The following is a 21,454-nucleotide window of genomic DNA, read 5'->3' as shown; positions in this document are numbered from 1 at the left end:
TTGAACCGAACCGACACAGAGGCTCGTCGACTACCGAGCCGCTTTCCAGTCCCGCAACCATTGCAGGCCCGCCGAGGTGTCGCCCTTTGGCCGGTATTCGCAGCCGACCCAGCCGTCGTAGCCCAACTGGTCCATCAGTTCGAACAGGAACCCATAGTTCAGCTCGCCCAGGTCAGGCTCGTGACGGTCCGGTACCCCGGCAATCTGGATATGGCCAATGCCGTCGAAATCGCGACGCAGCTTGGTGGCCAAGTCGCCTTCGACGATCTGGCAGTGGTAGCAGTCAAACTGCACCTTGAGGTTGTGCGCGCCGACCTCCCGGCAGATGGCGTGGGCCTGGTCCTGGCGGTTGAGGAAAAACCCCGGCATGTCGCGGGTGTTGATCGGCTCCAGCAACACGGTGACGCCGACCTTGGCCGCCGCCGCGCTGGCGTAGGCGAGGTTTTCCAGGTACACGGCCTGATGGCGCTGGCGCAGGCTTTCCGAGGGCAGCAAGCCGGCCATGACGTGCACGCGGTCGTTGCCGAGCACGGCGGCGTATTCCAACGCGTGGTCGAAGCCACTGCGAAACTCGGCCTCACGCCCCGGCAGCGTGGCGATGCCGCGCTCCCCCGCCGCCCAATCGCCCGGTGGTGCATTGAACAGGGCCTGGACCAGGCCGTTGTCACTCAGGCGTTGCTTGAGTGCCTCGGCGCTGTAGTCGTAGGGGAACAGGTATTCCACCGCGTCGAAACCATCGGCCTTCGCCGCCGCGAAACGCTCGAGAAAATCATGTTGCGGGTACAGCATGCTCAGGTTGGCAGCAAAACGAGGCATAAAAGCTCCCAAGAGTCAGACAAAAGGCCAGATCAACAATGTAATCACGAACCCCAAGGTACCGAGCAAGGTGGTGATCACCGTCCACGTGCGCAGACCGTCTGCCACGTTGAGCCCGGCGAGCTTGGTGAAGATCCAGTAGCCGGCGTCGTTGATATGCGACATCGCCAGCCCGCCACCGCCCATGGCCAGGCACAGCAGCGCCAGGTGGTTGGGCGTGAGGTTGAGGGTCACGATCAGCGGGCTGATGATCCCCGCCGTGGTCACCAGGGCCACGGTGGTCGAACCCTGCACCGCGCGCAGCAGCATGGTCAACAAAAAGCCCAGGGCCAGCACCGGCAGGCCGGTGGTGCGCAGCATGTCGGAGACTACCGCGCCGATGCCGGTGTCCACCAGCACCTTGCCGAACACGCCCCCGGCGCCGGCGATCAGGATCACCATGGCCACGCCCGGCAAGGCCGAGCCGATCACATCCGACACCTGGCTGCGGCTCCAACCCCGGCGCGAACCCAGCAACCAGGCGCACAGCAAGGTGTCGATCAGCAGCGCCACCAACGGCGCGCCCAACACGGTCATCACCCCACGCAACGCCGATTCGATCGGCAGCAGCGAGGTGGCCAGGGTGCCCAGCAAAATCAGCACAATCGGCAGCAGGATCAGGCTCACAATCAGGCCAAAACCGGGTGCAGGCGCCGCCGGCAGCTTGGCGGCAATGGCGCTGGTGGACTCTTCCAATCCCATATGGGACTCGGCCACGGCGCTCTGTTGTACCGCCTGGTGATTGCCGTTGGTCCAGGCCCGCAGGTCTTCATTGGTCACGTGGGGGCCATAGACTTCTGCACGGATATCGTCGGTCATCGGATAGAAGCGCCGGGTCATGCGTCCCGCCACGCGGTAGCCGATGTAGCACAACAATGCGGTGATCGGCAGGCCGAACATCAGTACCCGGCCCAGGTCAGCGCCCAGTTGGCTGGCGGCGGCTACGGCGCCCGGATGGGGCGGCAGGAAGGCATGCACGGTGAGCAGCGCCGCACACATCGGCAAGGCGAACACCAGCAGCGGCTTGCGCGCCCGGCGTGCCACGCCATAGGCCAACGGCATCAGGATGATCACCCCGACTTCAAAGAACACCGGCACGCCGATGATGAACCCGGCGATGGTCAGCGCCAGCGGCGTACGGCTGTTGCCGAAGCGCTCGATCAACGACTTGGCCAGGGCCTCGGCACCGCCGGACAGCTCGATGATCCGCCCGATCATCGCGCCCAGGGCAATGATGATCGCGATATGGCCAAGGGTCTTGCCCATGCCGCCCTCGATCGTCGCCACCAGGTCAGCCGGTTTCACCCCGGCCACCAGCGCCACCACGATACTCACCAGCATCAACGCGACAAACGGCTGGAATTTGTACCTGAGGACCAGAAACAGCAGCAGCGCGATACCCGCGCCAGCGGTCAACATCAAAATCAGTGGGCTCATTCAAGAATGTCCTGTTGTTATTGTTTTTTTAGGCAAGCCGGGTCCGTCGAGCGTCAAACCAGGCGCTCGGGCAGCACTTGCCGTGTCGTCTTGCGGGTTACCAGTGCGCGCCGAAGGTCTCGCGCAATTCATCCAGTGCAGCCTGATCCAACGGCGCCGGCCGGGGGTTGCTCATCAACCACAACCGTGCGGTTTCTTCCAACTCCTCCAGGGCGTAGCTGGCCTTGGCCACCGAACTCTCCCAGACCACCGGCCCCAGGCGTTCGAGCATCACCCCTCGCACGCTGTTGGCCAGTTGCGCGACCTGCTCGGCGACCTTGGGCGAACCCGGACGCTGATAGCCGATCAAGGGAATGTGACCGACCTTCATCACCTGGTAAGGCGTGAGCGGCGGCAAGATATCCTCCGCGCTCCACACGCCTGCCAGGGTCAGCGCAACCAGGTGGGTGGAGTGGGTGTGCACCACACCGCCCACCGAGGGGTTGCGGTCATACACCTGGCGATGCAGGGCCAGGGTCTTGGACGGTTTGTCCCCGGACACCCACTCGCCCTTCAGGTTGACCTTGGCAATAGCGCCTGGCACGAGGCGCCCGAGGCAGACATCGGTGGGGGTGATCAGCCAGCCATCGTCGAGGCGCGCACTGATATTGCCGGCGCTGCCGACGGTGTAGCCACGCTGGTACAGGCTGTGGCCGACATCGCAGATTTCTTCGCGCAGGGCCTGTTCGTCGATGCCAGTCACTGGGCACCTCCGGCCAGGTGCGCGAGGGCTTTGGCGAAGAACTCACGGCCACCGAAGTTGCCGGATTTGAGCGCCAGCGCCAGCGGCTCGGCGGAACTGCTGACGGTGGCCGGCACGCCAGGGTCGATCTGCGCACCAATCTGCAATAGGTTGACGCCGAGGGCCTTGACCACCGAGCCGGAGGTTTCCCCGCCGGCGATCACGAAACGCCGCACGCCTTGCTCGCGCAAGCCCGCGGCGATCTCGCCCAAGGCGTTCTCCACCAGGGCCCCGGCGCGTTCGACGCCGAGCCGCTCTTGCACGGCCTTGACCTCGGCGGGGGTGCTGGTGGCGTAGATCAATACGGTGTGTGCGCTGTCGCGGGCAAACGCCAGCGCCTGCGCCACCACCGGTTCACCGGCAGCCAGGGCGATGGGATCAATGCGCAATGCCGGGCGGCCCGCCTCGCACCAGGCCGCGACCTGGCCGAGGGTCGCTACCGAGGCACTGCCGGCGAGCACCACCTCGCCACCGCTGATAGTCGGCAGCGTCGCCGCATCGAAGTCGCGCAGCTTACCGGCACGGCGGAAATTGCCTGGCAAACCCAAGGCCAGGCCCGAGCCACCCGTGAGCAAAGGCAAGTCGGCGCAGGCGCTGCCGAGGGTGTAGAGGTCTTGATCGGACAGCGCATCGGCGATGGCAATGCCCACGCCTTGCTCGCGCAGTTCGGCGATTTTTTTACGGGTCGCCTCGACGCCCGCGGCGATGCTGTCGTACCGCAGCAGCCCGACCGGCAGTTGCGTCTGGCTCTGCAGCACGCGCACCAGATTCGCGTCGCCCATGGGCGTCAGCGGGTGATGTTGCATGCCCGACTCATTGAGCAACTGGTCCTGCACAAACAGGTGGCCACGGAAAATCGTCCGGCCGTTTTCCGGGAACGCCGGGCAGGCCAGGGTGAAATCACTGCCCAGCGCCTTGAGCAAGGCCTCGCTGACCTGGCCGATATTGCCGGCGGCAGTGGAGTCAAAGGTCGAGCAATACTTGAAGAAAATCTGTTCGCAGCCCTGCTCGCGCAGCCAGTCCAGCGCGGCCAGGGATTCCTCCACAGCCTCTGCGACCGGCGTGGTACGCGACTTGAGGGCGATGACGATGGCGTCCGCATCCAGCCCGTCCGCGACTTCGCGGCTGGGGATGCCAATGCTCTGCACCGTGCGCATACCGCCGCGCACCAGCATGTTGGCCAGGTCGGTGGCGCCGGTGAAATCGTCGGCGATGCAGCCCAGCAACGGGCGCGTGGTGTGGTTAGTCATAAAGCGTTCCTTACACCGGCTCGGGCTTGGCAGTCGGCAGGTCGATGCCGGGGAAAATCTTGATCACCGCCGAGTCGTCCTCGCGGCCAAAACCGGCGCTGGAAGCCTGCATGAACATCTGGTGCGCAGTGGCCGACAACGGCAGCGGGAATTTGCTCGCACGCGCGGTATCCAGCACCAGGCCGAGGTCCTTGACGAAAATATCCACCGCCGACAGTGGCGTGTAGTCGGCCTTGAGAATGTGCGGCACGCGGTTTTCGAACATCCAGGAATTGCCGGCGCTGTGGGTGATCACCTCGTACAAGGCATCGGCGTCCACGCCTTCGCGCAGGCCCAGGGCCATGGCTTCGGCGGAGGCGGCGATGTGCACGCCGGCGAGCAACTGGTTGATGATCTTGACCTTGGAGCCCAAACCATGGACCTCGCCCAGGCGATACACCTTGCCGGCCATGCCCGCCAGCACTGCATCGGCCTTGGCATAAGCGGCCTGCGGGCCGGAGGTCATCATGGTCATCTCACCGGCGGCGGCCTTGGCCGCACCGCCGGAAATCGGCGCATCCAGGTACAGCAGGCCGTGTTCGCCCAAGCGCTGGCCGAGGTCCACGGCGTAGGTCGGGGCCACGGTGGCACAGCCGATCACCAGGCTGGCGGGACGCAGCGCCGCCACGGCACCGCCCTCACCAAACAGCACGGTCTCGGTCTGCTCGGCGTTGACCACCACGGTGATGAGCACATCACAGGCCTCGGCCATCTGCGCCGGCGACGCGCACGCCACCCCGCCTTCGCCGGCGAACTGCCGGGTAACCGCCTCGCGTACATCACAGGCATGCACATTGAAACCTGCGCGCAACAGCGAGCGGGCAATGCCCAGCCCCATCGCGCCCAGACCGATCACACCGACATTCTTATTATTCATGGGGTACTCCAGGGGAAAACGGCGGCTGACACCACACCGGCGAGCCGCGTTGGAATTGGGATCGATCATCCACCAATGAACGGATTATGTGAAGTATTTTTTCGATCTAACATTTTTTAACATCACCCCAAGAAGAATTTCACACCCCCTTTATCGCCTTACCCACGCAAACTCATTTGCGACGCTTGTGCTTTGCGTATTATGGTATACCATCATACGCAATCCACTCCCCCACACCTGATGGAGCCGCTCATGAGTTTCGAAATTCGCAAGATCGTCAGCTACGTTGAAGAAACCTTTATCGAAGGCGGCAAGGCCTCGGATACCCCGGTGAAGATGGTCGGCCTCGCCGTGGTGCTGAAGAATCCATGGCTGGGTCGTGGCTTCGTCGAAGACCTCAAGCCGGAAATCCGGGCCAATTGCTCCGACCTCGGCGCGCTGATGGTCGAGCGCCTGGTGGGCATCATTGGCGGCGCCGAAAACATCGAGGCGTATGGCAAGGCTGCTGTGGTCGGGGCCGATGGCGAGATCGAACACGCCAGCGCGATCATCCATACCCTGCGCTTCGGCAATCACTACCGTGAAGCGGTCAAGGCCAAGAGCTACCTGAGCTTCACCAACAAGCGCGGCGGCCCGGGCACCTCGATCCAGATCCCGATGATGCACAAGGACGACGAAGGCCTGCGTTCGCACTACATCACCCTGGAAATGCACATCGAGGATTCGCCGCGTGCCGATGAAATCGTCGTGGTATTGGGCTGCGCCGATGGCGGCCGCCTGCACCCTCGTATCGGCAACCGCTATATCGACCTGGAAGAGCTGGCCGCTGAAAAAGCCCAGTAAGCAAGACCGGCCAAAACAAAAAGCATGCAGGAGCGCTCCATGATTCGGCTCACCGCTGAACGCACCCCGGCTGGCACCAGTTATCTGGCGACCGGCCAAGGCCAGCCTGTGGTTTTGATCCACGGCGTGGGCCTGAATAAAGAAATGTGGGGCGGGCAAGTCGTTGGCCTGGCCACGAATTACCGCGTGATCACCTATGACATGCTCGGCCATGGCGCCAGCCCGCGCCCGGCCGCCGGCACGCCGCTGCTGGGGTATGCCGATCAGTTGCTGGAGCTGCTCGACCACCTGCAATTGCCCCAGGCCACGGTGATCGGTTTTTCCATGGGCGGCCTGGTCGCCCGGGCGTTTGCCCTGCACTACCCCGAGCGCCTCACATCCCTGGTAGTGCTCAACAGTGTGTTCAACCGCAGCCCCGAACAGCGTGCCGGCGTGATCGCACGCACCGCCCAGGCCGCCGAACACGGCCCGGATGCGAATGCCGAAGCTGCGCTGTCGCGCTGGTTCAGCCGTGAATACCAGGCGGCCAACCCGGCGCAGATCGCCGCCCTGCGTGAAACCCTGGCGGGCAACGACCCCCAGGGCTACCTGACTACCTACGAACTGTTTGCGACCCAGGACATGTACCGCGCCGACGACCTCAAGGGCTTGCGCGTACCGACCCTGGTCGCCACCGGCGAACTCGACCCCGGTTCAACCCCGGAAATGGCCCGGCAACTGGCCGATCGTATTCCCGGCGCCACCGTTGCGGTGCTGGCCGAGCAACGGCATATGATGCCGGTAGAATCGCCACGCCTGGTCAACCAGCTGCTGCTGGGCTTCCTCGACACGGTGTACGCCCAAAACAATCCAATCAAGGGGATCGTTGCATGACACTCGCACGCTTCCAGATGTGCATCGGCGGTGAATGGGTCGATGCCCTGTCCGGCAAGACTTTCGACAGCCTCAACCCGGCCCTGGCCGAACCCTGGGCGCAACTGCCCGACGCCGATGAGGCCGATGTGGAGCGCGCCGTGCAGGCCGCCCAAAGCGCCTTCGACAGCCCGGCCTGGCGTGGCCTCACCGCCACCGCACGGGGCAAATTGCTGCGCCGCCTGGGTGACCTGATCGCCGACAACAAGGAGCAACTGGCCCAGCTCGAAAGCCGCGATAACGGCAAGTTGATCCGCGAAACCCGTGGCCAGGTCAGCTACCTGCCGGAGTTTTTCCACTACACCGCCGGCCTGGCCGACAAGCTCGAAGGCGGCACCCTGCCGCTGGACAAGCCGGACCTGTTCGCCTACACCGTGCACGAAGCCATGGGCGTGGTCGCCGCGATCATTCCGTGGAACAGCCCGCTGTACCTGACCGCGATCAAACTCGCGCCGGCCCTGGCGGCGGGCAATACCATCGTGATCAAACCATCGGAACACGCCTCGGCGACTATCCTCGAACTCGCGCGCCTGGCCCTCGAAGCCGGGATCCCGCCGGGCGTGGTCAACGTGGTCACCGGCTACGGCCCCAGCACCGGCGCCGCCCTCACCCGCCACCCACTGGTACGCAAGATCGCCTTCACCGGCGGCGCGGCCACGGCCCGCCACGTGGTGCGCAGCAGCGCGGAGAACTTCGCCAGGCTGTCCCTGGAACTGGGCGGCAAATCGCCGAATATCATCTTTGCCGACGCCGACCTCGACAGCGCCATCAACGGTGCGATTGCCGGTATCTACGCGGCGTCCGGGCAGAGCTGCGTGTCCGGTTCGCGCCTGCTGGTGCAGGATGAGATCTACGACGAATTCGTCGAGCGCCTGGTGGCGCGTGCCGAGCGCATCCGCATCGGCAACCCCCAGGACGACGCCAGCGAAATGGGGCCCATGGCCACCGCACAGCAACTGGCCGTGGTCGAGGGCTTGGTCGCCGATGCCATCGCTGAAGGCGCGCGCCTGCGCACCGGTGGCAAACGCCCGCAGAACCTCGGTGAAGGCTGGTTCTATGAGCCAACCTTGTTCGAGTGCGACAGCAACTCGATGAAGATCATGCAGGAAGAAGTGTTCGGCCCGGTGGCCTCGGTCATCCGTTTCAAGGACGAAGCCGAAGCGCTGGCCATCGCCAACGACTCGCAATTCGGCCTCGCCGCCGGCATCTGGACCCGCGACCTCGGCCGCGCCCACCGCCTGGCGCGGGACGTGCGCTCGGGGATCATCTGGGTCAACACCTACCGTGCCGTGTCGGCAATGGCGCCTATCGGCGGCTTCAAGAACAGCGGCTACGGCCGTGAAAGCGGCATTGATTCGGTGCTCGCCTACACCGAGCTGAAGACGGTGTGGATCAACCTCTCCCAGGCGCCCATGCCTGATCCTTTCGTGATGCGCTAAGAGACCCCGACCATGATCGAACCCGGCATTTACAAAGACGTCATGAGCTCATTCCCCTCCGGGGTCACGGTGGTCACCACCCTCGACCCGGACGGCGGTATCGTCGGCATTACCGCCAGTGCGTTCAGCGCGCTGTCGATCGACCCGGCGCTGGTGCTGTTCTGCCCTAACTATGGGTCGGACACCTACCCGATCCTGCGCGACAGCAAGCGCTTCGCGATCCACTTGCTGTCCGCCGACCAGACCGCCGAGGCCTATGCTTTCGCCAGCAAAGGCAAGGAAAAGGCCAAGGGCATCGAGTGGCACCTGAGCGAGTTGGGCAACCCGCTGCTGGCCAAGGCCACGGCGATCATTGAGTGCGAACTGTGGCGCGAATACGACGGCGGCGATCACGCGATCATCGTCGGCGCGGTAAAGAACCTGATCCTGCCCAAGGAGCCGGTCACGCCGATGATCTACCACAAGGGCAAGCTGGGCCCGCTGCCGGCCCTGGCCTGAGGCGCGCGGGGGCCGTGAGGGTTTGTCGCTTAAGGAACGCAGCATGATAAACTTGGGCACGATTTTCGGCCCTCAATCGGCCCCGGCCGGCCGAGGCCTCCAGTTAACCGCTAAATTCAGAGCAGACCCCATGAAACGCGCGCCCCTCGACGACAGCTTCAAGGTCAATCACAACCCGGTCACCCTGCGCGAAATCGTGCTGGAAAAACTGCGCAGCGCCATCATGAACTTCCAACTGCTGCCCGGTGACCGCCTGGTGGAGCGCGACCTGTGCGACCGCCTCGGCGTCAGCCGCACCTCGGTACGCGAAGCCTTGCGTCACCTGGAGTCCGAAGGCCTGGTGGAATTCGCCGATGCCAAGGGCCCGCAGGTGGCGATCATCACCCTGGCCGACGCCGTCGACATCTATGAACTGCGCTGCGTGCTCGAAGGCTTGATCGTGCAGCTGTTTACCCTGCGCGCCAAGGCCAAGGACATCAAGGCCCTGGAAAAAGCCCTGGAAGAAAACCGCAAGGCCCTCAAGGACGGTGAGCTGCAACAGGTCATCGACTCGGTCCAGGGCTTCTACGACGTGCTGCTTGAAGGTTCGGGCAACCATGTGGCGGCCACCCAGTTGCGCCAGTTGCAAGCGCGCATCAGCTACCTGCGCGCCACCTCGGTGTCCCAGGAAAACCGTCGCGGCACCAGTAACCAGGAAATGGAACGCATGGTCCAGGCGATCAAGAGCGGCGACCCGCTGGCGGCCCACCAGGCCTGCGTCGATCACGTGCGCGCCGCCGCCGCTGTGGCCCTGGACTACCTCAAGCGCAAACAGGAAGAAACCGGCAAGATTCCGGAAATCACCCTGCCCATCGCGCTGAAAGAACCGCGCATAGGTCACTGACCTTGGCCAGCCCCAGTTTTTGCCCGACATGCGGCGGCAGTGACCTCGGTCACCAGCTGCCACCGGGCGATACCCATGAGCGCCTGATGTGCCGGGGCTGCGGCTATATCCACTACATCAACCCCAAGATCATCGCCGGCTGCATCATCGAGCAGGACGGCAAATACCTGCTGTGCCAACGGGCGATCCCGCCCCGCCCGGGCACCTGGACCTTGCCTGCCGGCTTTATGGAAGGTGGCGAAACCACTGAGCAGGCGGCGTTGCGTGAAGTCTGGGAAGAAAGCGGCGTACGCGCCGAGATCCTCTCGCCCTACTCGATCTTCAGCGTGCCCAGGATCAGCGAGGTGTACATCATCTTCCGCGCCATCGCGCTGGAGATCACCGGCCAGTTCGGCCCGGAAACCCTCGACTACAAGTTCTTCGCGCCCGAGGAGATTCCCTGGGAGAGCATCTACTACCCGGCGATCCGGCAGATTCTCGAACGGTATATCGAGGAACGCCAGGCTGGGGTGTATGGCATCTATATCGGTAATGACGACAGCGGCAAGATCCACTTTATCCGCTGATCTTCAGGTAAACCGGGTCCAAATGTGGGAGGGAGCAAGCCCCCTCCCACATTTGAATCGGTTTATACCTGGAAAAATCAGCGCGCCAGCCCTTCCACGATGATGATCTGCGCCAGCCCCGCCCCTTCACGGTGCGCCTTCGCCTCCTGATATTCAGCGGACTCATAACACGCCACCGCCTGCTCATAGCTCTCAAACTCAATCACCACATTACGCTGCCGTGCCGGCCCGCCTTCCATTGCCTCGCTGCGCCCGCCCCTGGCCAGGAACCGCCCGCCAAACTTCGCAAACGCCGCCGGCGCGCGCTGGGTGTACTGCGTGTATTGCTCGGCATCGGACACATCCACATGGGCAATCCAGTAGGCCTTCATCGTGACATCCTCTTGTTGAGTTTTTGTGGTATACCATAATACATACAACCAACAAATCGAGCACTCTCCATGTCCTTCAACAGCATCGCAGACATCATCGAAGACTACCGCCAAGGCAAGATGGTGCTCCTGGTGGACGACGAAGACCGGGAAAACGAAGGCGACCTGTTGCTGCCTGCGGCCTGCTGTACCGCCGAGACTATCAGTTTCATGGCTCGCGAAGCCCGTGGCCTGATCTGCCTGACCCTCACCGACGAACACTGCCAGCGCCTGGGCCTGGAACAGATGGTGCCGAGCAATGGCAGCGTGTTCAGCACCGCGTTTACCGTGTCCATCGAAGCCGCCAGCGGCGTGACTACCGGCATCTCCGCCGCCGACCGCGCACGCACCGTGGCAGCGGCCGTAGATGTCAATGCCGGGCCGGCCGACATCGTGCAGCCGGGGCATATCTTCCCGTTGCGCGCCAAGGATGGCGGCGTGTTGACGCGCGCCGGCCACACCGAAGCCGGCTGCGACTTGGCGCGCCTGGCCGGGCACACCCCGGCGTCGGTGATCGTCGAAGTGATGAACGACGACGGCACCATGGCCCGCCGCCCGGAACTGGAAATCTTCGCGCGCAAGCACGGCATCAAGATCGGCACCATCGCCGACCTGATCCACTATCGCCTCAGCACCGAACGCACCGTGGTGCGCATCGGCGAACGCGACCTGCCCACGGTGCACGGCACGTTCCGCCTGATCACCTTTGAAGACCGCATCGACAGCGGCGTGCACATGGCCATGGTGATGGGCCAGTTGCGCCGCGATACCCCGGCGCTGGTGCGCGTGCATGTGATCGACCCGCTGCGCGACCTGGTCGGTGCCGACTACAGCGGCCCGTCCAACTGGACGCTGTGGGCGGCCTTGCAACGTGTCGCCGCTGAAGGCAGCGGCGTGGTGGTGGTGCTGGCCAACCATGAGTCGTCCCAGGCGCTGCTGGAACGCGTGCCGCAACTGACCCAAGCACCGCGTCAGTTCAACCGCTCGCAGTCGCGCATCTATTCCGAAGTGGGCACCGGGGCGCAGATCTTGCAGGACCTCGGCGTCGGCAAGTTGCGTCACCTCGGCCCGCCCCTCAAATACGCCGGGCTGACCGGCTACGACCTGGAGGTGGTCGAGAGCATTCCCTTCACCGAATGACGGATAACCGGTAAGGCAAAATGCTTGCACAAAGTTTGGAATACCATAATATGATATTCCATAGACCGAACGCTTCCGCCAAGTGCGCCCGCCAGGGAGAGCACCAATAACAGCCCTTGGCACGGTCGCCTTTTGGGGCCTCGATTAGAGGCCCCGGATGGACCTACTGCTCCCGATAGGCGGGCATTACCAAGCCCGCTCAATAACAAAACAAATGAGGGCGTGAAAATGGTGTTGAACAAACGTGCAACCGCAGTGCTGTTCGCGGGTTTATTGGCCACGGCCACTCACGCGGCCATGGCGGCCGAAAGCGTCAATTTCGTGAGCTGGGGCGGTAGCACCCAGGATGCGCAGAAGCAGGCCTGGGCCGACCCGTTCAGCAAGGCCAGCGGCATTACCGTGGTCCAGGATGGGCCCACCGACTACGGCAAACTCAAGGCTATGGTCGAAAGCGGCAACGTGCAGTGGGACGTGGTGGATGTCGAGGCCGACTTTGCCTTGCGCGCCGCCGCCGAAGGCCTGCTCGAACCCCTCGACTTCTCGGTGATCCAGCGCGACAAGATCGACCCGCGCTTCGTCTCCGACCATGGCGTGGGCTCGTTCTTCTTCTCCTTCGTGCTCGGCTACAACGAAGGCAAGCTCGGCGCCGGCAAGCCCCAGGACTGGACCGCGCTGTTCGACACCAAGACCTACCCCGGCAAGCGCGCCCTCTACAAATGGCCAAGCCCCGGCGTGCTCGAACTGGCGCTGCTGGCCGACGGCGTCCCGGCCGACAAGCTCTACCCCCTGGACCTGGACCGCGCCTTCAAGAAACTCGACACCATCAAGAAAGACATCGTCTGGTGGGGCGGCGGTGCGCAATCGCAACAGTTGTTGGCCTCCGGCGAAGTCAGCATGGGCCAGTTCTGGAACGGTCGCATCCACGCCCTGCAGGAAGACGGCGCGCCCGTGGGCGTGAGCTGGAAGCAGAACCTGGTCATGGCCGACATCCTCGTCGTGCCTAAAGGATCGAAAAACAAAGCGGCGGCGATGAAGTTCCTGGCCAACGCCAGCAGCGCCAAGGGCCAGGCAGATTTCTCCAACCTGACCGCCTATGCACCGGTGAACATCGACAGCGTGCAGCGCCTGGATTCGGTGCTCGCGCCGAACCTGCCGACCGCCTACGTCAAGGACCAGATCACCCTCGATTTCGCCTACTGGGCCAAGAACGGTCCGGCCATTGCGACACGGTGGAATGAATGGCTAGTCAAATGAAAATGACGGCAACCACACCGACCGGGAGCGCCCTCGGCGCTGCCGGCGCGGTTTCGCCCAAGGCCGGGGCGCCGTCCCTGGCACAGCGCTGGCGGGGCTCGAGCAACCTGATCCCGGCCCTGCTGTTCCTCGGCCTGTTCTTCCTGGCGCCGCTGATCGGCCTGCTGCTGCGCGGTGTGCTGGAGCCGGTGCCGGGCCTGGGCAACTATGAACAGCTGTTCGCCAACTCGGCCTATGCACGGGTGCTGCTCAACACCTTTTCGGTGGCGGGCCTGGTGACCCTGTTCAGCCTGCTGCTGGGCTTTCCGCTGGCCTGGGCGATCACCCTGGTGCCGCGCGGCTGGGGACGCTGGATCCTGAATATTGTGCTGCTGTCGATGTGGACCAGCCTGCTCGCCCGCACTTACTCCTGGCTGGTCTTGCTGCAAGCCTCCGGGGTGATCAACAAGGCGCTGATGGCCATGGGCATCATCGATGTGCCCCTGGAGATGGTGCATAACCTCACCGGCGTGGTGATCGGCATGAGCTACATCATGATCCCGTTCATCGTGCTGCCATTGCAGGCGACCATGCAGGCCATCGACCCGATGATCCTGCAGGCCGGCTCGATCTGCGGCGCGAGCCCGTGGACCAACTTCTTGCGCGTGTTCCTGCCGCTGTGCCGGCCGGGGTTGTTCTCCGGCGGCCTGATGGTGTTCGTGATGTCCCTCGGTTACTACGTCACCCCGGCACTGCTCGGCGGTGCGCAGAACATGATGCTGCCCGAGTTCATCATCCAACAGGTGCAATCGTTCCTCAATTGGGGCCTGGCCAGTGCCGGCGCCGCGTTGCTGATCTTCATCACGCTGGTGCTGTTCTACTTCTACCTGAAGCTTCAGCCGGAATCCCCGGTTGGCGCCAGCAACGCGAGGTAAGCCGTCATGCTCCTGACCCCCAATGCCATGAGCCGCAGGATGCGCTTGGGCCTCTACACCACCACCGGGTTGATCGGCCTGTTCCTGCTGCTGCCGATCGTGTTCATCGTGCTGCTGTCGTTCGGCTCGTCGCAATGGCTGGTGTTCCCGCCGCCGGGCTGGACGCTGAAATGGTACGGCCAGTTCTTCTCCAACGCCGACTGGATGAACGCAGCCATGGCCAGCCTCAAGGTGGCCGTGCTGACCACCGTATTCGCCGTCGCCCTCGGCCTGCCCACCGCCTTTGCCCTGGTGCGCGGGCGCTTCCCCGGCCGTGAATTGCTCTACGGCCTGTTCACCCTGCCGATGATCGTGCCGCTGGTGATCATCGCCGTGGCGGTGTACGCGCTGTTCCTGAAGCTTGGCTACACCGGCACGATGTTCGCCTTTGTGGTCAGCCATGTGATCGTGGCGCTGCCGTTCACCATCATCTCGATCATCAACTCGCTGAAACTGTTCGACCAGTCGATCGAAGACGCGGCGGTGATCTGCGGCGCCTCGCGGTTGCAGGCGGTGTTCAAGGTGACCTTTCCGGCGATTCGTCCGGGGATGGTCGCCGGTGCGCTGTTCGCCTTCCTGGTCTCGTGGGACGAAGTGGTGCTCAGCGTGATGATGGCCAGCCCGACCCTGCAAACCCTTCCCGTAAAAATGTGGACCACCCTGCGCCAGGACCTGACGCCTGTGATCGCCGTCGCGTCGACGCTGCTGATCGGCCTCTCGGTGCTGGTCATGGTGATTGCCGCCGCCGTTCGCCGGCGTACCGAAACCCGCGCTTGAGCGCCGAGGAGAAGAACATGAGTGCAGTGATCAACGATGTCGCGCAGAGCCATGGCCAACCCCTGGTCAGCCTGCGCAACCTGAACAAGCACTACGGCGAATTCGCTGCCGTGGACAATATCTCGCTGGACATCCAGGACGGCGAATTCCTCACCTTCCTCGGCTCCAGCGGCTCGGGCAAAAGCACCACGCTGTCGATGCTTGCCGGCTTCGAAACGCCAAGCAGCGGCGAGATCCTGGTCAGTGGCCAATCGCTGGTCAACGTACCGCCGCACAAGCGCGACATCGGCATGGTGTTCCAGCGCTACTCACTGTTCCCGCATTTGTCGGTGCGCGACAATATCGCCTTCCCCCTGGCGATTCGCAAACTGGCCAGCGCCGAACGCGAAAAGCGCGTCGACGCCATGCTCAAGCTGGTGCAGCTTGAGCAATTTGCGCATCGCCGCCCTTCGCAATTGTCCGGCGGCCAACAGCAACGGGTCGCCATCGCCCGCGCGCTGGTGTACGAACCACGCATCCTGCTGATGGACGAACCCCTCGGCGCCCTCGACAAGAAGCTGCGCGAAGACCTGCAAGACGAACTGCGCCAACTGCACCGGCGCCTGGGCATCACCATCGTCTACGTGACCCACGACCAGGAAGAAGCCATGCGCCTGTCCCAACGCATCGCGATTTTCAGCCACGGCAAGATCGTCGGCCTGGGCAGCGGCTTCGACCTGTACCAGAACCCGCCGAACGCGTTCGTGGCGTCGTTCCTCGGCAACTCCAACTTCCTCAAGCTCAAGGCCCAGGGCAACGCGGCGGCGGCGTTCGAAGGCCGATCCGTGTCGATCCGCCTGACCAGCGGCCTGCACACCGAGCAGGAGGTGCTGCTGATGGTACGCCCGGAAAAAGCCCTGGCGCTGAGTGTCGAACAGGCCGCTGAGCAACCGCTGGCGGCGGGCTGGAATGAAGTGTCGGCGATTGTGGGTGAGGTGCTGTTCCTCGGCGAAAGCCAGACCTGCACAGTGAAAACCCTCGGCGGCACATCGATGACAGTCAAGGCGCTGTCCGCCGCGGGCATGCCCCTCAAGGCCGGCGACCCGGTGCGTGTGCGCTGGGCGACGGCGGATGCGTGTGTGTATACGCAGTGGGCGGAGAGTGATCTGAACAAGGCCGCAGGCGCGCATTGAATCCCATGTGGGAGGGGGCTTGCCCTAATGCCAGTCAGTTAAGGCTTTTTGTAGGAGCGAGCTTGCTCGCGAAAAACTCACAGGCGCCGCGTTCATTCAGGAAGCACGCGTTATCGTTGACGTTTTTCGCGAGCAAGCTCGCTCCTACAGGAGGCGATGTACGCTTAACTGACTGGCATTAGGGCTTGCCCCCGATAGCGTTGTGTCAGTTAAAGATGCATTCACTGACACTCCCTCATCGGGGCAAGCCCCCTCCCACATTTGAAGTGCGTTTATCCGTCAACTCTTGCGCTCGAAAATCGCCCCCTCGATCCCCAACACCTCACGGGTATCCGCATAAATCCCCACGCCCTTCTCCCACACATGCTTGATCGAGCGGTCGGCGCAGCGAATCCGGTAATTGAGCTCGAACGGCTCCTGCCGTGACAACGCATATTGCACCTCGCGCCATACGTAGTCAGCGTCCTGCGCCAGGATCAGGCTGTTGTAGGTGAACTCATGGTTGTCCACCAGGCGTTCGGCAGGGTAGCCGGTGAGTTGCAGGCAGCCGGCGCTGACGAATTCCATGGTCCAGTCGCGGTTGTTGCGGCCGCGATAGATCAGGCCCGGCATGCTGTCGAGCAAGCTCATGCTGCTGCGCTGGCTGGCCTGCCAGGCGATTTCGCGGCGCTTGTGGGCAGTAACGTCCCCGGCCACCAAATAGAAGCCTTGGGGGCCGCGCTTGAGGCTGATCTCGAACCAGCGCAGTTCGCCACTGGGGTGCACAAAGCGCAGGCGCTGGTTGAATGAGGTGTCGGGGCGGCGGCGCAGTTCATTCAAGGCCTGGCGCCATAGCGGGCGGTCTTCCTGGTGCACGTAGTCCATCAGGTTGCGCTCCGCGCCCGGCGGGCCCATCAACTCGGCCCAGGCCAGGTTGAAGTGGGCGATCTGGCCGTTGTCGCGCAGTTGCAATAAGGCGGCGGGAAAGCAATCCATCAGGTCAATCGGCGGGGGCGCAAACGCTTCGGGGCTGTCCCTCATCTAGTGGCGCTCCTCGTGTTTCATCAAGGCACCGCTGTGCACCCAGGCCGCCAGCTCCAGGCGCGAATGCAGGCCGAGCTTCTGCAACAGGCTGCGCACGTAGATTTTCACCGTGCCGTCGCTGATCCCCAGCTCCCGGCCGATCTGTTTGTTGCTCATGCCGGCGGCGATCAGCGCCAGGGTCTGGCCTTCGCGCTCGGTAAGGTTTTCGCTGCCCGCAGCCTCACACGCTTGCGTGGGCTCGGCCTGGTCGGCGAGCAAGGCAATCAGGCTCGAATCCAGCACGATCGCGCCCTTGTGACAGTTGCGCATATACGCCAGCAACGCATCCGGCTCGGTTTCCTTGAGCACATAACCGCTGGCGCCCAGGCGCAAGGCCGTGAGCAGCTCGGCGCGGTCCATGGAGGCGGTGAGCACCACCACCTGGCAATCCAGGCGCAACTGGCGCAGCTCATCCAGCACCTGTAATCCGCTGAGGCCAGGCATGTGCAAATCCAGCAGCACCTGTTGCGGCGTCAGGCTCACGGCCAGGTTGATGCCCTCGCGGCCGCTGGCCGCCTGCCCCACCACTTCGAAGTCGCCGCTGGCATCGAACAACTGCGCCAGGCCCTTGCGAAACAACGGGTGATCATCGATCAGTAATAAGGTCGTGCAGTCCATCGAGACTCCCCTGTGGCAGATCGTGGTGGCGGCGCAGGCCAAGGTGCACGCGCACCCCGTGCGGGCGGATCGCTTCTATGCTCAGCCGTGCGCCGATGCTGGCGGCGCGCTCGCGGATAATCGCCAGGCCGAAATGGTTGTGCTCGTCGCAGGCCGGGATCAAGCCGATGCCATCGTCTTCCACCGACACCGAGGCGTCGCCGTCCTGGGTCTGGCGCAGTTCGATGCGCACGTGGCGCGCGTGGGAATGCCGCACCGCATTGGCCAGGGCCTCGCGAATGATCTGCAGGATCTGCAATTCGGTTTCCGGGCTCAGGGCGTCGTCGGCCAGGCGGTTGTCGAGTTCGAAGACAATGATGCAGCGCCGCGAGAACTCCGCGACCGAATCGGCCAGGGCCTGGCGCAGCGAGCGCCCGTCCATGGTCAGGCGCGCACTGGTGATCAGCTCGCGCACCTGGCGTTGCAGTTGGCTCAGGCCGGTGCACAAGTCCTGCAGTGCCGGCTCGCCCAGCTGCGACTGCAAGCCATGGGCCTGGAACGACAGGTAGCCCAACTGCTGCGCCACCGAATCGTGCAGCTCACGGGCCAGGGCGCCGTGGCGGGAGGTCGCCTGTTTGCGCTGCTGCTCACGGTTGTGGCTGCGCAGGCGTACGCTCACGCCTACCGCCTGCGCCGCCTCTTCCAGTAACTGGCGCCAACTGGCACCGGCGCGCCGGGGGGTGTCGAGCAGCAATGCGCCCTTTTCACCCTCGGGCAAGGCGCACACCAGACGGTGCACGCCCCGTTGCCGGCAAGGTCCGCAGGCTTGGGGAGCGTCCGTCACGCTGGCGTCGCGCCAGGGGCAACGCGCGACCGCCTGGCAGCCGTCGACCCACCCTCGCCGCGTCGGGCCCAGGTCTTCGCCGCCGAGGATCAGGTTAAGCCGGGCAGGCGGCAGCAGTGCGTCGAAACGGTCCAGGAAACCCGACAAGGCACCGTCAGCGTGCAAGGGCAACCCGGCCAACAACCTGCGCACGCTGCGCGCCTGTTCGGCGCGTACAGGCCCCAACCAGAGCGGCCAGCCTTTTGGTCGTGTCAGCACTCTTTGATAACTCCCCGTCCGGTTGCTCTGTGTGGTCGAAAGGCCCAGCAACTTCCATGCCCCGAATGGCCGGCGCGCAAGGCTTATCTCCAAAGGCATAGCCCTTTTTCCAGATTGAGAAGATTTTCCCCATAGGAAAGTATCTCTCCCAACAGGAAACAAACACACACCGTGGAGAGCCCGCATGACGCCTACCCGCAGCCGCCCCATCGTGGTGATGCAATCAGCCGCCGCCAGCGCAGCGTTCATCAGCGAACTGCACATGCCCGTGCTGTTGAACGGCGAACACCCCGAGTTTGCGCGACGCCTGCAACAGGCGCTGGCCAGCGCCACCGTGGGCTGCCGGCTCTACCTGCTGGGCGACGAAGCCTTTATCTGGCGTGTGCACGGCGAGGCCCGCGTCGCTGGCCTGGAACACGACGAGATCGACATGACCTGCATCCCCGGCCTGCGCCAGGTGTATTGCGCACACTGCGGCCTGACCCAGGCGGCCGGGCCGGAGCCGCTGTTGAACTGCATCGGCTGCCACGTCGGGCTGGAGGTCCGCACGCATTTTTCCCGGCGCCTGGGGGCGTATCTCGGCGTGTGCATCAACCCCGACCAACCCTACGCGGGGTTCCAGCCATGAGCGCGGCCCTCAACGTCCAGGTCAGCGCCGCACGCATGCTCACGCCGGTGGTGCGCGAATTCACCCTGACGCCCGCCACGGGCAGCCTGCCCGGCTTCTCGCCCGGCAGCCATGTGCAGGTGCACCTGCCGCTGGGCGAGGGCACGGTGCGCAACGCCTATTCACTCACCAGCGACCCGGCGCACACCCAGCACTACCGCATCGCCGTGCGCCTGCAAGACGCCTCGCGCGGTGGCTCGCAGTACCTGCACAGGCAGGTGCAGGTCGGCGACACCCTGCAGATTTCACCACCGGCCAATCTGTTCGCGCCCCATGGCACCGCGCACCTGCATATCCTCATCGCCGCCGGGATCGGGATCACGCCGTTCATGGCCTATATCGCCGCGATGGAACAACAGCAGGCCAACTTCGAGCTGCATTACCTGTTCCGCCGGGGCCTCAGCGACGCCTATCTCGACGAGCTGCAACAGCGTCTCGGCCCGCGCCTGCACACCTACGACCGGCGCCCGGACCTTAACCCAATCCTCGGCAACCGGCCGCTGGGCAGCCACGTCTACACCTGTGGCCCGCAGCCCTTGCTCGAGGCGGTTGAGCAACACGCCACACGCCTCGGTTGGCCGAGCAGGCGTGTGCATTCGGAAGCCTTCAAGGGCGCACAACCCGGCCAGCCATTCGACCTGCAGCTGCTGCGCAGCGGCCGACGCCTGCGGGTCGAGGCCGAGCAAAGCCTGCTCGAAGCCCTGGAACACGCCGGACTACAGGTGCCCAACCTGTGCCGTGGCGGAGTCTGCGGCCAGTGCATCACGCGCCACCAGGGCGGCGCCATCGAACACCGCGACAGCTTCCTCAGCCCGGCCGAGCAGGCCGACTTTCTGATGCCCTGCGTCTCGCGCGGCAGCGGCCCCTGCGTTTCGCTGGACCTATAGGAGTGAGTGCCATGCCCCTGCAAACGAGCCCCGTGCTGAGCTATCGCGACGATTTCAGCTTTCGCAACAGCCCGGCAGCGATCCGGCGTTTCCCCTTTCCCTTTATCGAGGACAGCTACCTGTACTCGGTAAACATCGAACCGGCCATCTCCCGCGACCCCGGCTCGATCTATGAGCACGCCTTCGACATCGACGAGCACTACCGCTCGGAAATGGCCGAGCGCGCCCTGGTGCTGGACAAGGACCCACGCCGCTACCTGGTGATGCCCCACATGCAAGTGGCGGCCTGGGATGCGCTGCAGATGATCATGGAACACCTGGCCGCCGACTACCCGCAGTCGTTCAGCCTGACGCAAAACGGCGAGCGCTGGCAGTGGCGCAACCACCTGTTGGACATCGACCAGGCCTTCATCTTCGGCGATGCCAGCAGCCTGCCCTGTGCGCCGCTGGAGTACATCGGCCGCCAGGTGCAGGGGGATTTCGCCCTGCTCGACCAGCGCGACGGCGACCTGTACATGGACGCCGGCCTGGTCACCAGCCCGGCCGACTGGTCGCTGGCGTTCGACGCCGGCATGAGTTTCAAGCAATGGCACGCACCGGTGCCCATGGCCCATCAGATGGGCGTGTTCGAACGGGCGCTGAAGTACCTGCTCAACCTGCAGGTCGGCCAGCCGGTACGGCGCTTGAACTGGACCCTGACCATCAACCCGCGCCTGGATTCGTCGCCGGAAACCTTCCATGAATGGGGCGCCGATCGCGGCCGGATCACCGCGCAGAACGTCGGCCAGCAGGTGCACCTGCGGGTCGAGCTGCAAGTGATGGCGCGCCTGCCGCGCAGCCACGCGGTGATGTTCAGCATCCGCACCTACCTGATCAGCCTGGACGAGCTGGTCACGCAACCCGGCTGGGGCTGTCGCCTGCACCGCGTGCTGCGCGACCTGCCCGACCCCATCGCCGACTACAAGGGCATGACCCGCTACCGCCACACGCTGGTCGAGTGGCTGAGCCAGTTCGACCCACAGGCCTGATGCCCCTTCTTCTACGACAAGGAAC

Annotated in this window: 23 protein-coding genes; 14 read left to right on the top strand and 9 right to left on the bottom strand. The window is 64.2% G+C overall.

Annotation, left to right across the window (positions count from 1 at the left end):
• Positions 1-30 precede the first annotated feature (30 nt).
• From otnI to ltnD, 5 genes are all read right to left on the bottom strand, one after another.
• A complete protein-coding gene (gene otnI / locus Q8X51_RS19400; protein WP_407694884.1) occupies positions 31-816 on the bottom strand; it encodes a 2-oxo-tetronate isomerase in 786 nt (261 codons plus the stop codon).
• 15 nt (positions 817-831) lie between these two features.
• Positions 832-2,292 (bottom strand): GntT/GntP/DsdX family permease, encoded by a 1,461-nt coding sequence (locus tag Q8X51_RS19395; protein WP_315871578.1) that lies wholly within the window; start codon positions 2,290-2,292, stop codon positions 832-834.
• A gap of 97 nt (positions 2,293-2,389) precedes the next feature.
• Positions 2,390-3,034 (bottom strand): 3-oxo-tetronate 4-phosphate decarboxylase, encoded by a 645-nt coding sequence (gene otnC / locus Q8X51_RS19390; protein ID WP_065946550.1) that lies wholly within the window; start codon positions 3,032-3,034, stop codon positions 2,390-2,392.
• Positions 3,031-4,323 (bottom strand): 3-oxo-tetronate kinase, encoded by a 1,293-nt coding sequence (otnK, locus tag Q8X51_RS19385; RefSeq protein WP_137213081.1) that lies wholly within the window; start codon positions 4,321-4,323, stop codon positions 3,031-3,033. Before otnK ends, otnC begins: the two co-directional genes overlap by 4 nt.
• A 10-nt stretch (positions 4,324-4,333) precedes the next feature.
• Positions 4,334-5,308: an L-threonate dehydrogenase gene (gene ltnD, locus Q8X51_RS19380; protein WP_407694882.1), complete on the bottom strand. Its 975-nt coding sequence runs from the start codon at positions 5,306-5,308 to the stop codon at positions 4,334-4,336.
• Between the two features lie 183 nt (positions 5,309-5,491).
• Between ltnD and Q8X51_RS19375 the strand changes: the two genes are divergently transcribed.
• The 6 genes from Q8X51_RS19375 (at position 5,492) to Q8X51_RS19350 (ending at position 10,380) form a co-directional block, all read left to right on the top strand.
• Positions 5,492-6,082 carry an amino acid synthesis family protein gene (locus Q8X51_RS19375; RefSeq protein ID WP_027603604.1) on the top strand — a complete coding sequence of 197 codons (591 nt, stop codon included), beginning with the start codon at positions 5,492-5,494 and terminating at the stop codon, positions 6,080-6,082.
• A gap of 39 nt (positions 6,083-6,121) precedes the next feature.
• Positions 6,122-6,955 (top strand): alpha/beta fold hydrolase, encoded by an 834-nt coding sequence (locus Q8X51_RS19370; protein WP_027603603.1) that lies wholly within the window; start codon positions 6,122-6,124, stop codon positions 6,953-6,955.
• Positions 6,952-8,433, top strand: a complete 1,482-nt coding sequence (locus tag Q8X51_RS19365) for an aldehyde dehydrogenase (RefSeq protein WP_315871576.1) — start codon at positions 6,952-6,954, stop codon at positions 8,431-8,433. The genes Q8X51_RS19370 and Q8X51_RS19365 overlap by 4 nt, the downstream gene beginning before the upstream one ends.
• 12 nt (positions 8,434-8,445) lie before the next feature.
• The gene (locus Q8X51_RS19360) at positions 8,446-8,931 is read left to right on the top strand and encodes a flavin reductase family protein (RefSeq protein WP_027603601.1); all 486 of its coding nucleotides are present in this window, start codon (positions 8,446-8,448) and stop codon (positions 8,929-8,931) included.
• 130 nt (positions 8,932-9,061) lie between these two features.
• Positions 9,062-9,814, top strand: a complete 753-nt coding sequence (locus tag Q8X51_RS19355; RefSeq protein ID WP_027603600.1) for a GntR family transcriptional regulator — start codon at positions 9,062-9,064, stop codon at positions 9,812-9,814.
• 2 nt (positions 9,815-9,816) lie between these two features.
• Entirely contained in the window at positions 9,817-10,380 is a 564-nt protein-coding gene (locus Q8X51_RS19350) for an NUDIX hydrolase (RefSeq protein ID WP_065926395.1), read from the top strand.
• Positions 10,381-10,457: 77 nt separating this feature from the next.
• Here Q8X51_RS19350 and Q8X51_RS19345 read toward each other — a convergent pair whose 3' ends face one another.
• Complete coding sequence (locus Q8X51_RS19345; RefSeq protein WP_065946546.1) at positions 10,458-10,751, bottom strand: DUF1330 domain-containing protein; 294 nt, start codon at positions 10,749-10,751, stop codon at positions 10,458-10,460.
• A gap of 69 nt (positions 10,752-10,820) precedes the next feature.
• Here Q8X51_RS19345 and ribBA point away from each other — a divergent pair, with 69 nt between their 5' ends.
• From ribBA to Q8X51_RS19320, 5 genes are all read left to right on the top strand, one after another.
• Entirely contained in the window at positions 10,821-11,930 is a 1,110-nt protein-coding gene (gene ribBA, locus Q8X51_RS19340; protein WP_407694881.1) for a bifunctional 3,4-dihydroxy-2-butanone-4-phosphate synthase/GTP cyclohydrolase II, read from the top strand.
• Between the two features lie 228 nt (positions 11,931-12,158).
• Positions 12,159-13,184 carry an ABC transporter substrate-binding protein gene (locus tag Q8X51_RS19335; protein WP_027603596.1) on the top strand — a complete coding sequence of 342 codons (1,026 nt, stop codon included), beginning with the start codon at positions 12,159-12,161 and terminating at the stop codon, positions 13,182-13,184.
• On the top strand, positions 13,181-14,098 hold the full coding sequence (locus Q8X51_RS19330) for an ABC transporter permease (RefSeq protein WP_065946543.1): 918 nt from the start codon (positions 13,181-13,183) through the stop codon (positions 14,096-14,098). The genes Q8X51_RS19335 and Q8X51_RS19330 overlap by 4 nt, the downstream gene beginning before the upstream one ends.
• A 6-nt stretch (positions 14,099-14,104) precedes the next feature.
• Positions 14,105-14,914 carry an ABC transporter permease gene (locus tag Q8X51_RS19325; RefSeq protein ID WP_010567348.1) on the top strand — a complete coding sequence of 270 codons (810 nt, stop codon included), beginning with the start codon at positions 14,105-14,107 and terminating at the stop codon, positions 14,912-14,914.
• Positions 14,915-14,931: 17 nt separating this feature from the next.
• The gene (locus tag Q8X51_RS19320; protein WP_315871574.1) at positions 14,932-16,086 is read left to right on the top strand and encodes an ABC transporter ATP-binding protein; all 1,155 of its coding nucleotides are present in this window, start codon (positions 14,932-14,934) and stop codon (positions 16,084-16,086) included.
• Between the two features lie 279 nt (positions 16,087-16,365).
• On the opposite strand, the gene Q8X51_RS19315 is transcribed toward Q8X51_RS19320, so the two are convergent.
• The 3 genes from Q8X51_RS19315 to Q8X51_RS19305 are packed head-to-tail and all read right to left on the bottom strand — an operon-like array spanning position 16,366 to position 18,781.
• Positions 16,366-17,106, bottom strand: coding sequence for a PAS domain-containing protein (locus Q8X51_RS19315; protein WP_065946542.1), 741 nt, complete (start codon positions 17,104-17,106; stop codon positions 16,366-16,368).
• Positions 17,107-17,766, bottom strand: coding sequence for a response regulator (locus tag Q8X51_RS19310; RefSeq protein ID WP_065926401.1), 660 nt, complete (start codon positions 17,764-17,766; stop codon positions 17,107-17,109).
• Entirely contained in the window at positions 17,735-18,781 is a 1,047-nt protein-coding gene (locus Q8X51_RS19305; protein WP_065926408.1) for an ATP-binding protein, read from the bottom strand. Before Q8X51_RS19305 ends, Q8X51_RS19310 begins: the two co-directional genes overlap by 32 nt.
• A gap of 250 nt (positions 18,782-19,031) precedes the next feature.
• On the opposite strand from Q8X51_RS19305, the gene Q8X51_RS19300 reads away from it, so the two are divergent.
• From Q8X51_RS19300 to Q8X51_RS19290, 3 genes are read left to right on the top strand one after another with little or no spacing between them, the layout of a single operon-like run.
• Positions 19,032-19,475, top strand: a complete 444-nt coding sequence (locus Q8X51_RS19300) for a dimethylamine monooxygenase subunit DmmA family protein (protein WP_065926402.1) — start codon at positions 19,032-19,034, stop codon at positions 19,473-19,475.
• Positions 19,472-20,401: a PDR/VanB family oxidoreductase gene (locus tag Q8X51_RS19295; protein ID WP_065946539.1), complete on the top strand. Its 930-nt coding sequence runs from the start codon at positions 19,472-19,474 to the stop codon at positions 20,399-20,401. The genes Q8X51_RS19300 and Q8X51_RS19295 overlap by 4 nt, the downstream gene beginning before the upstream one ends.
• 11 nt (positions 20,402-20,412) lie before the next feature.
• Positions 20,413-21,429: a heme-dependent oxidative N-demethylase family protein gene (locus Q8X51_RS19290; protein WP_065926404.1), complete on the top strand. Its 1,017-nt coding sequence runs from the start codon at positions 20,413-20,415 to the stop codon at positions 21,427-21,429.
• Positions 21,430-21,454: the final 25 nt, after the last annotated feature.

This window comes from Pseudomonas sp. Yb2C2 (assembly GCF_052112325.1).
Classification (GTDB): domain Bacteria; phylum Pseudomonadota; class Gammaproteobacteria; order Pseudomonadales; family Pseudomonadaceae; genus Aquipseudomonas; species Aquipseudomonas marginalis.
Note: the sequence above shows the minus strand (reverse complement) of the source record. Positions and strands in the feature narration are given on the sequence as shown.

What these genes read in the sequence shown, in the direction of transcription:
- Q8X51_RS19335 (WP_027603596.1), top strand. Translation starts at nt 12,159, where the DNA reads ATGGTGTTGAACAAACGTGCAACCGCAGTGCTGTTCGCGGGTTTATTG.
- Q8X51_RS19290 (WP_065926404.1), top strand. Translation starts at nt 20,413, where the DNA reads ATGCCCCTGCAAACGAGCCCCGTGCTGAGCTATCGCGACGATTTCAGC.
- Q8X51_RS19295 (WP_065946539.1), top strand. Translation starts at nt 19,472, where the DNA reads ATGAGCGCGGCCCTCAACGTCCAGGTCAGCGCCGCACGCATGCTCACG.
- otnI (WP_407694884.1), bottom strand. Translation starts at nt 816, where the DNA reads ATGCCTCGTTTTGCTGCCAACCTGAGCATGCTGTACCCGCAACATGAT.
- Q8X51_RS19370 (WP_027603603.1), top strand. Translation starts at nt 6,122, where the DNA reads ATGATTCGGCTCACCGCTGAACGCACCCCGGCTGGCACCAGTTATCTG.
- Q8X51_RS19315 (WP_065946542.1), bottom strand. Translation starts at nt 17,106, where the DNA reads ATGAGGGACAGCCCCGAAGCGTTTGCGCCCCCGCCGATTGACCTGATG.
- Q8X51_RS19325 (WP_010567348.1), top strand. Translation starts at nt 14,105, where the DNA reads ATGCTCCTGACCCCCAATGCCATGAGCCGCAGGATGCGCTTGGGCCTC.
- Q8X51_RS19360 (WP_027603601.1), top strand. Translation starts at nt 8,446, where the DNA reads ATGATCGAACCCGGCATTTACAAAGACGTCATGAGCTCATTCCCCTCC.
- Q8X51_RS19395 (WP_315871578.1), bottom strand. Translation starts at nt 2,292, where the DNA reads ATGAGCCCACTGATTTTGATGTTGACCGCTGGCGCGGGTATCGCGCTG.
- ribBA (WP_407694881.1), top strand. Translation starts at nt 10,821, where the DNA reads ATGTCCTTCAACAGCATCGCAGACATCATCGAAGACTACCGCCAAGGC.
- Q8X51_RS19345 (WP_065946546.1), bottom strand. Translation starts at nt 10,751, where the DNA reads ATGAAGGCCTACTGGATTGCCCATGTGGATGTGTCCGATGCCGAGCAA.
- Q8X51_RS19300 (WP_065926402.1), top strand. Translation starts at nt 19,032, where the DNA reads ATGACGCCTACCCGCAGCCGCCCCATCGTGGTGATGCAATCAGCCGCC.
- Q8X51_RS19365 (WP_315871576.1), top strand. Translation starts at nt 6,952, where the DNA reads ATGACACTCGCACGCTTCCAGATGTGCATCGGCGGTGAATGGGTCGAT.
- Q8X51_RS19330 (WP_065946543.1), top strand. Translation starts at nt 13,181, where the DNA reads ATGAAAATGACGGCAACCACACCGACCGGGAGCGCCCTCGGCGCTGCC.
- otnK (WP_137213081.1), bottom strand. Translation starts at nt 4,323, where the DNA reads ATGACTAACCACACCACGCGCCCGTTGCTGGGCTGCATCGCCGACGAT.
- Q8X51_RS19310 (WP_065926401.1), bottom strand. Translation starts at nt 17,766, where the DNA reads ATGGACTGCACGACCTTATTACTGATCGATGATCACCCGTTGTTTCGC.
- Q8X51_RS19375 (WP_027603604.1), top strand. Translation starts at nt 5,492, where the DNA reads ATGAGTTTCGAAATTCGCAAGATCGTCAGCTACGTTGAAGAAACCTTT.
- Q8X51_RS19355 (WP_027603600.1), top strand. Translation starts at nt 9,062, where the DNA reads ATGAAACGCGCGCCCCTCGACGACAGCTTCAAGGTCAATCACAACCCG.
- ltnD (WP_407694882.1), bottom strand. Translation starts at nt 5,308, where the DNA reads ATGATCGATCCCAATTCCAACGCGGCTCGCCGGTGTGGTGTCAGCCGC.
- Q8X51_RS19320 (WP_315871574.1), top strand. Translation starts at nt 14,932, where the DNA reads ATGAGTGCAGTGATCAACGATGTCGCGCAGAGCCATGGCCAACCCCTG.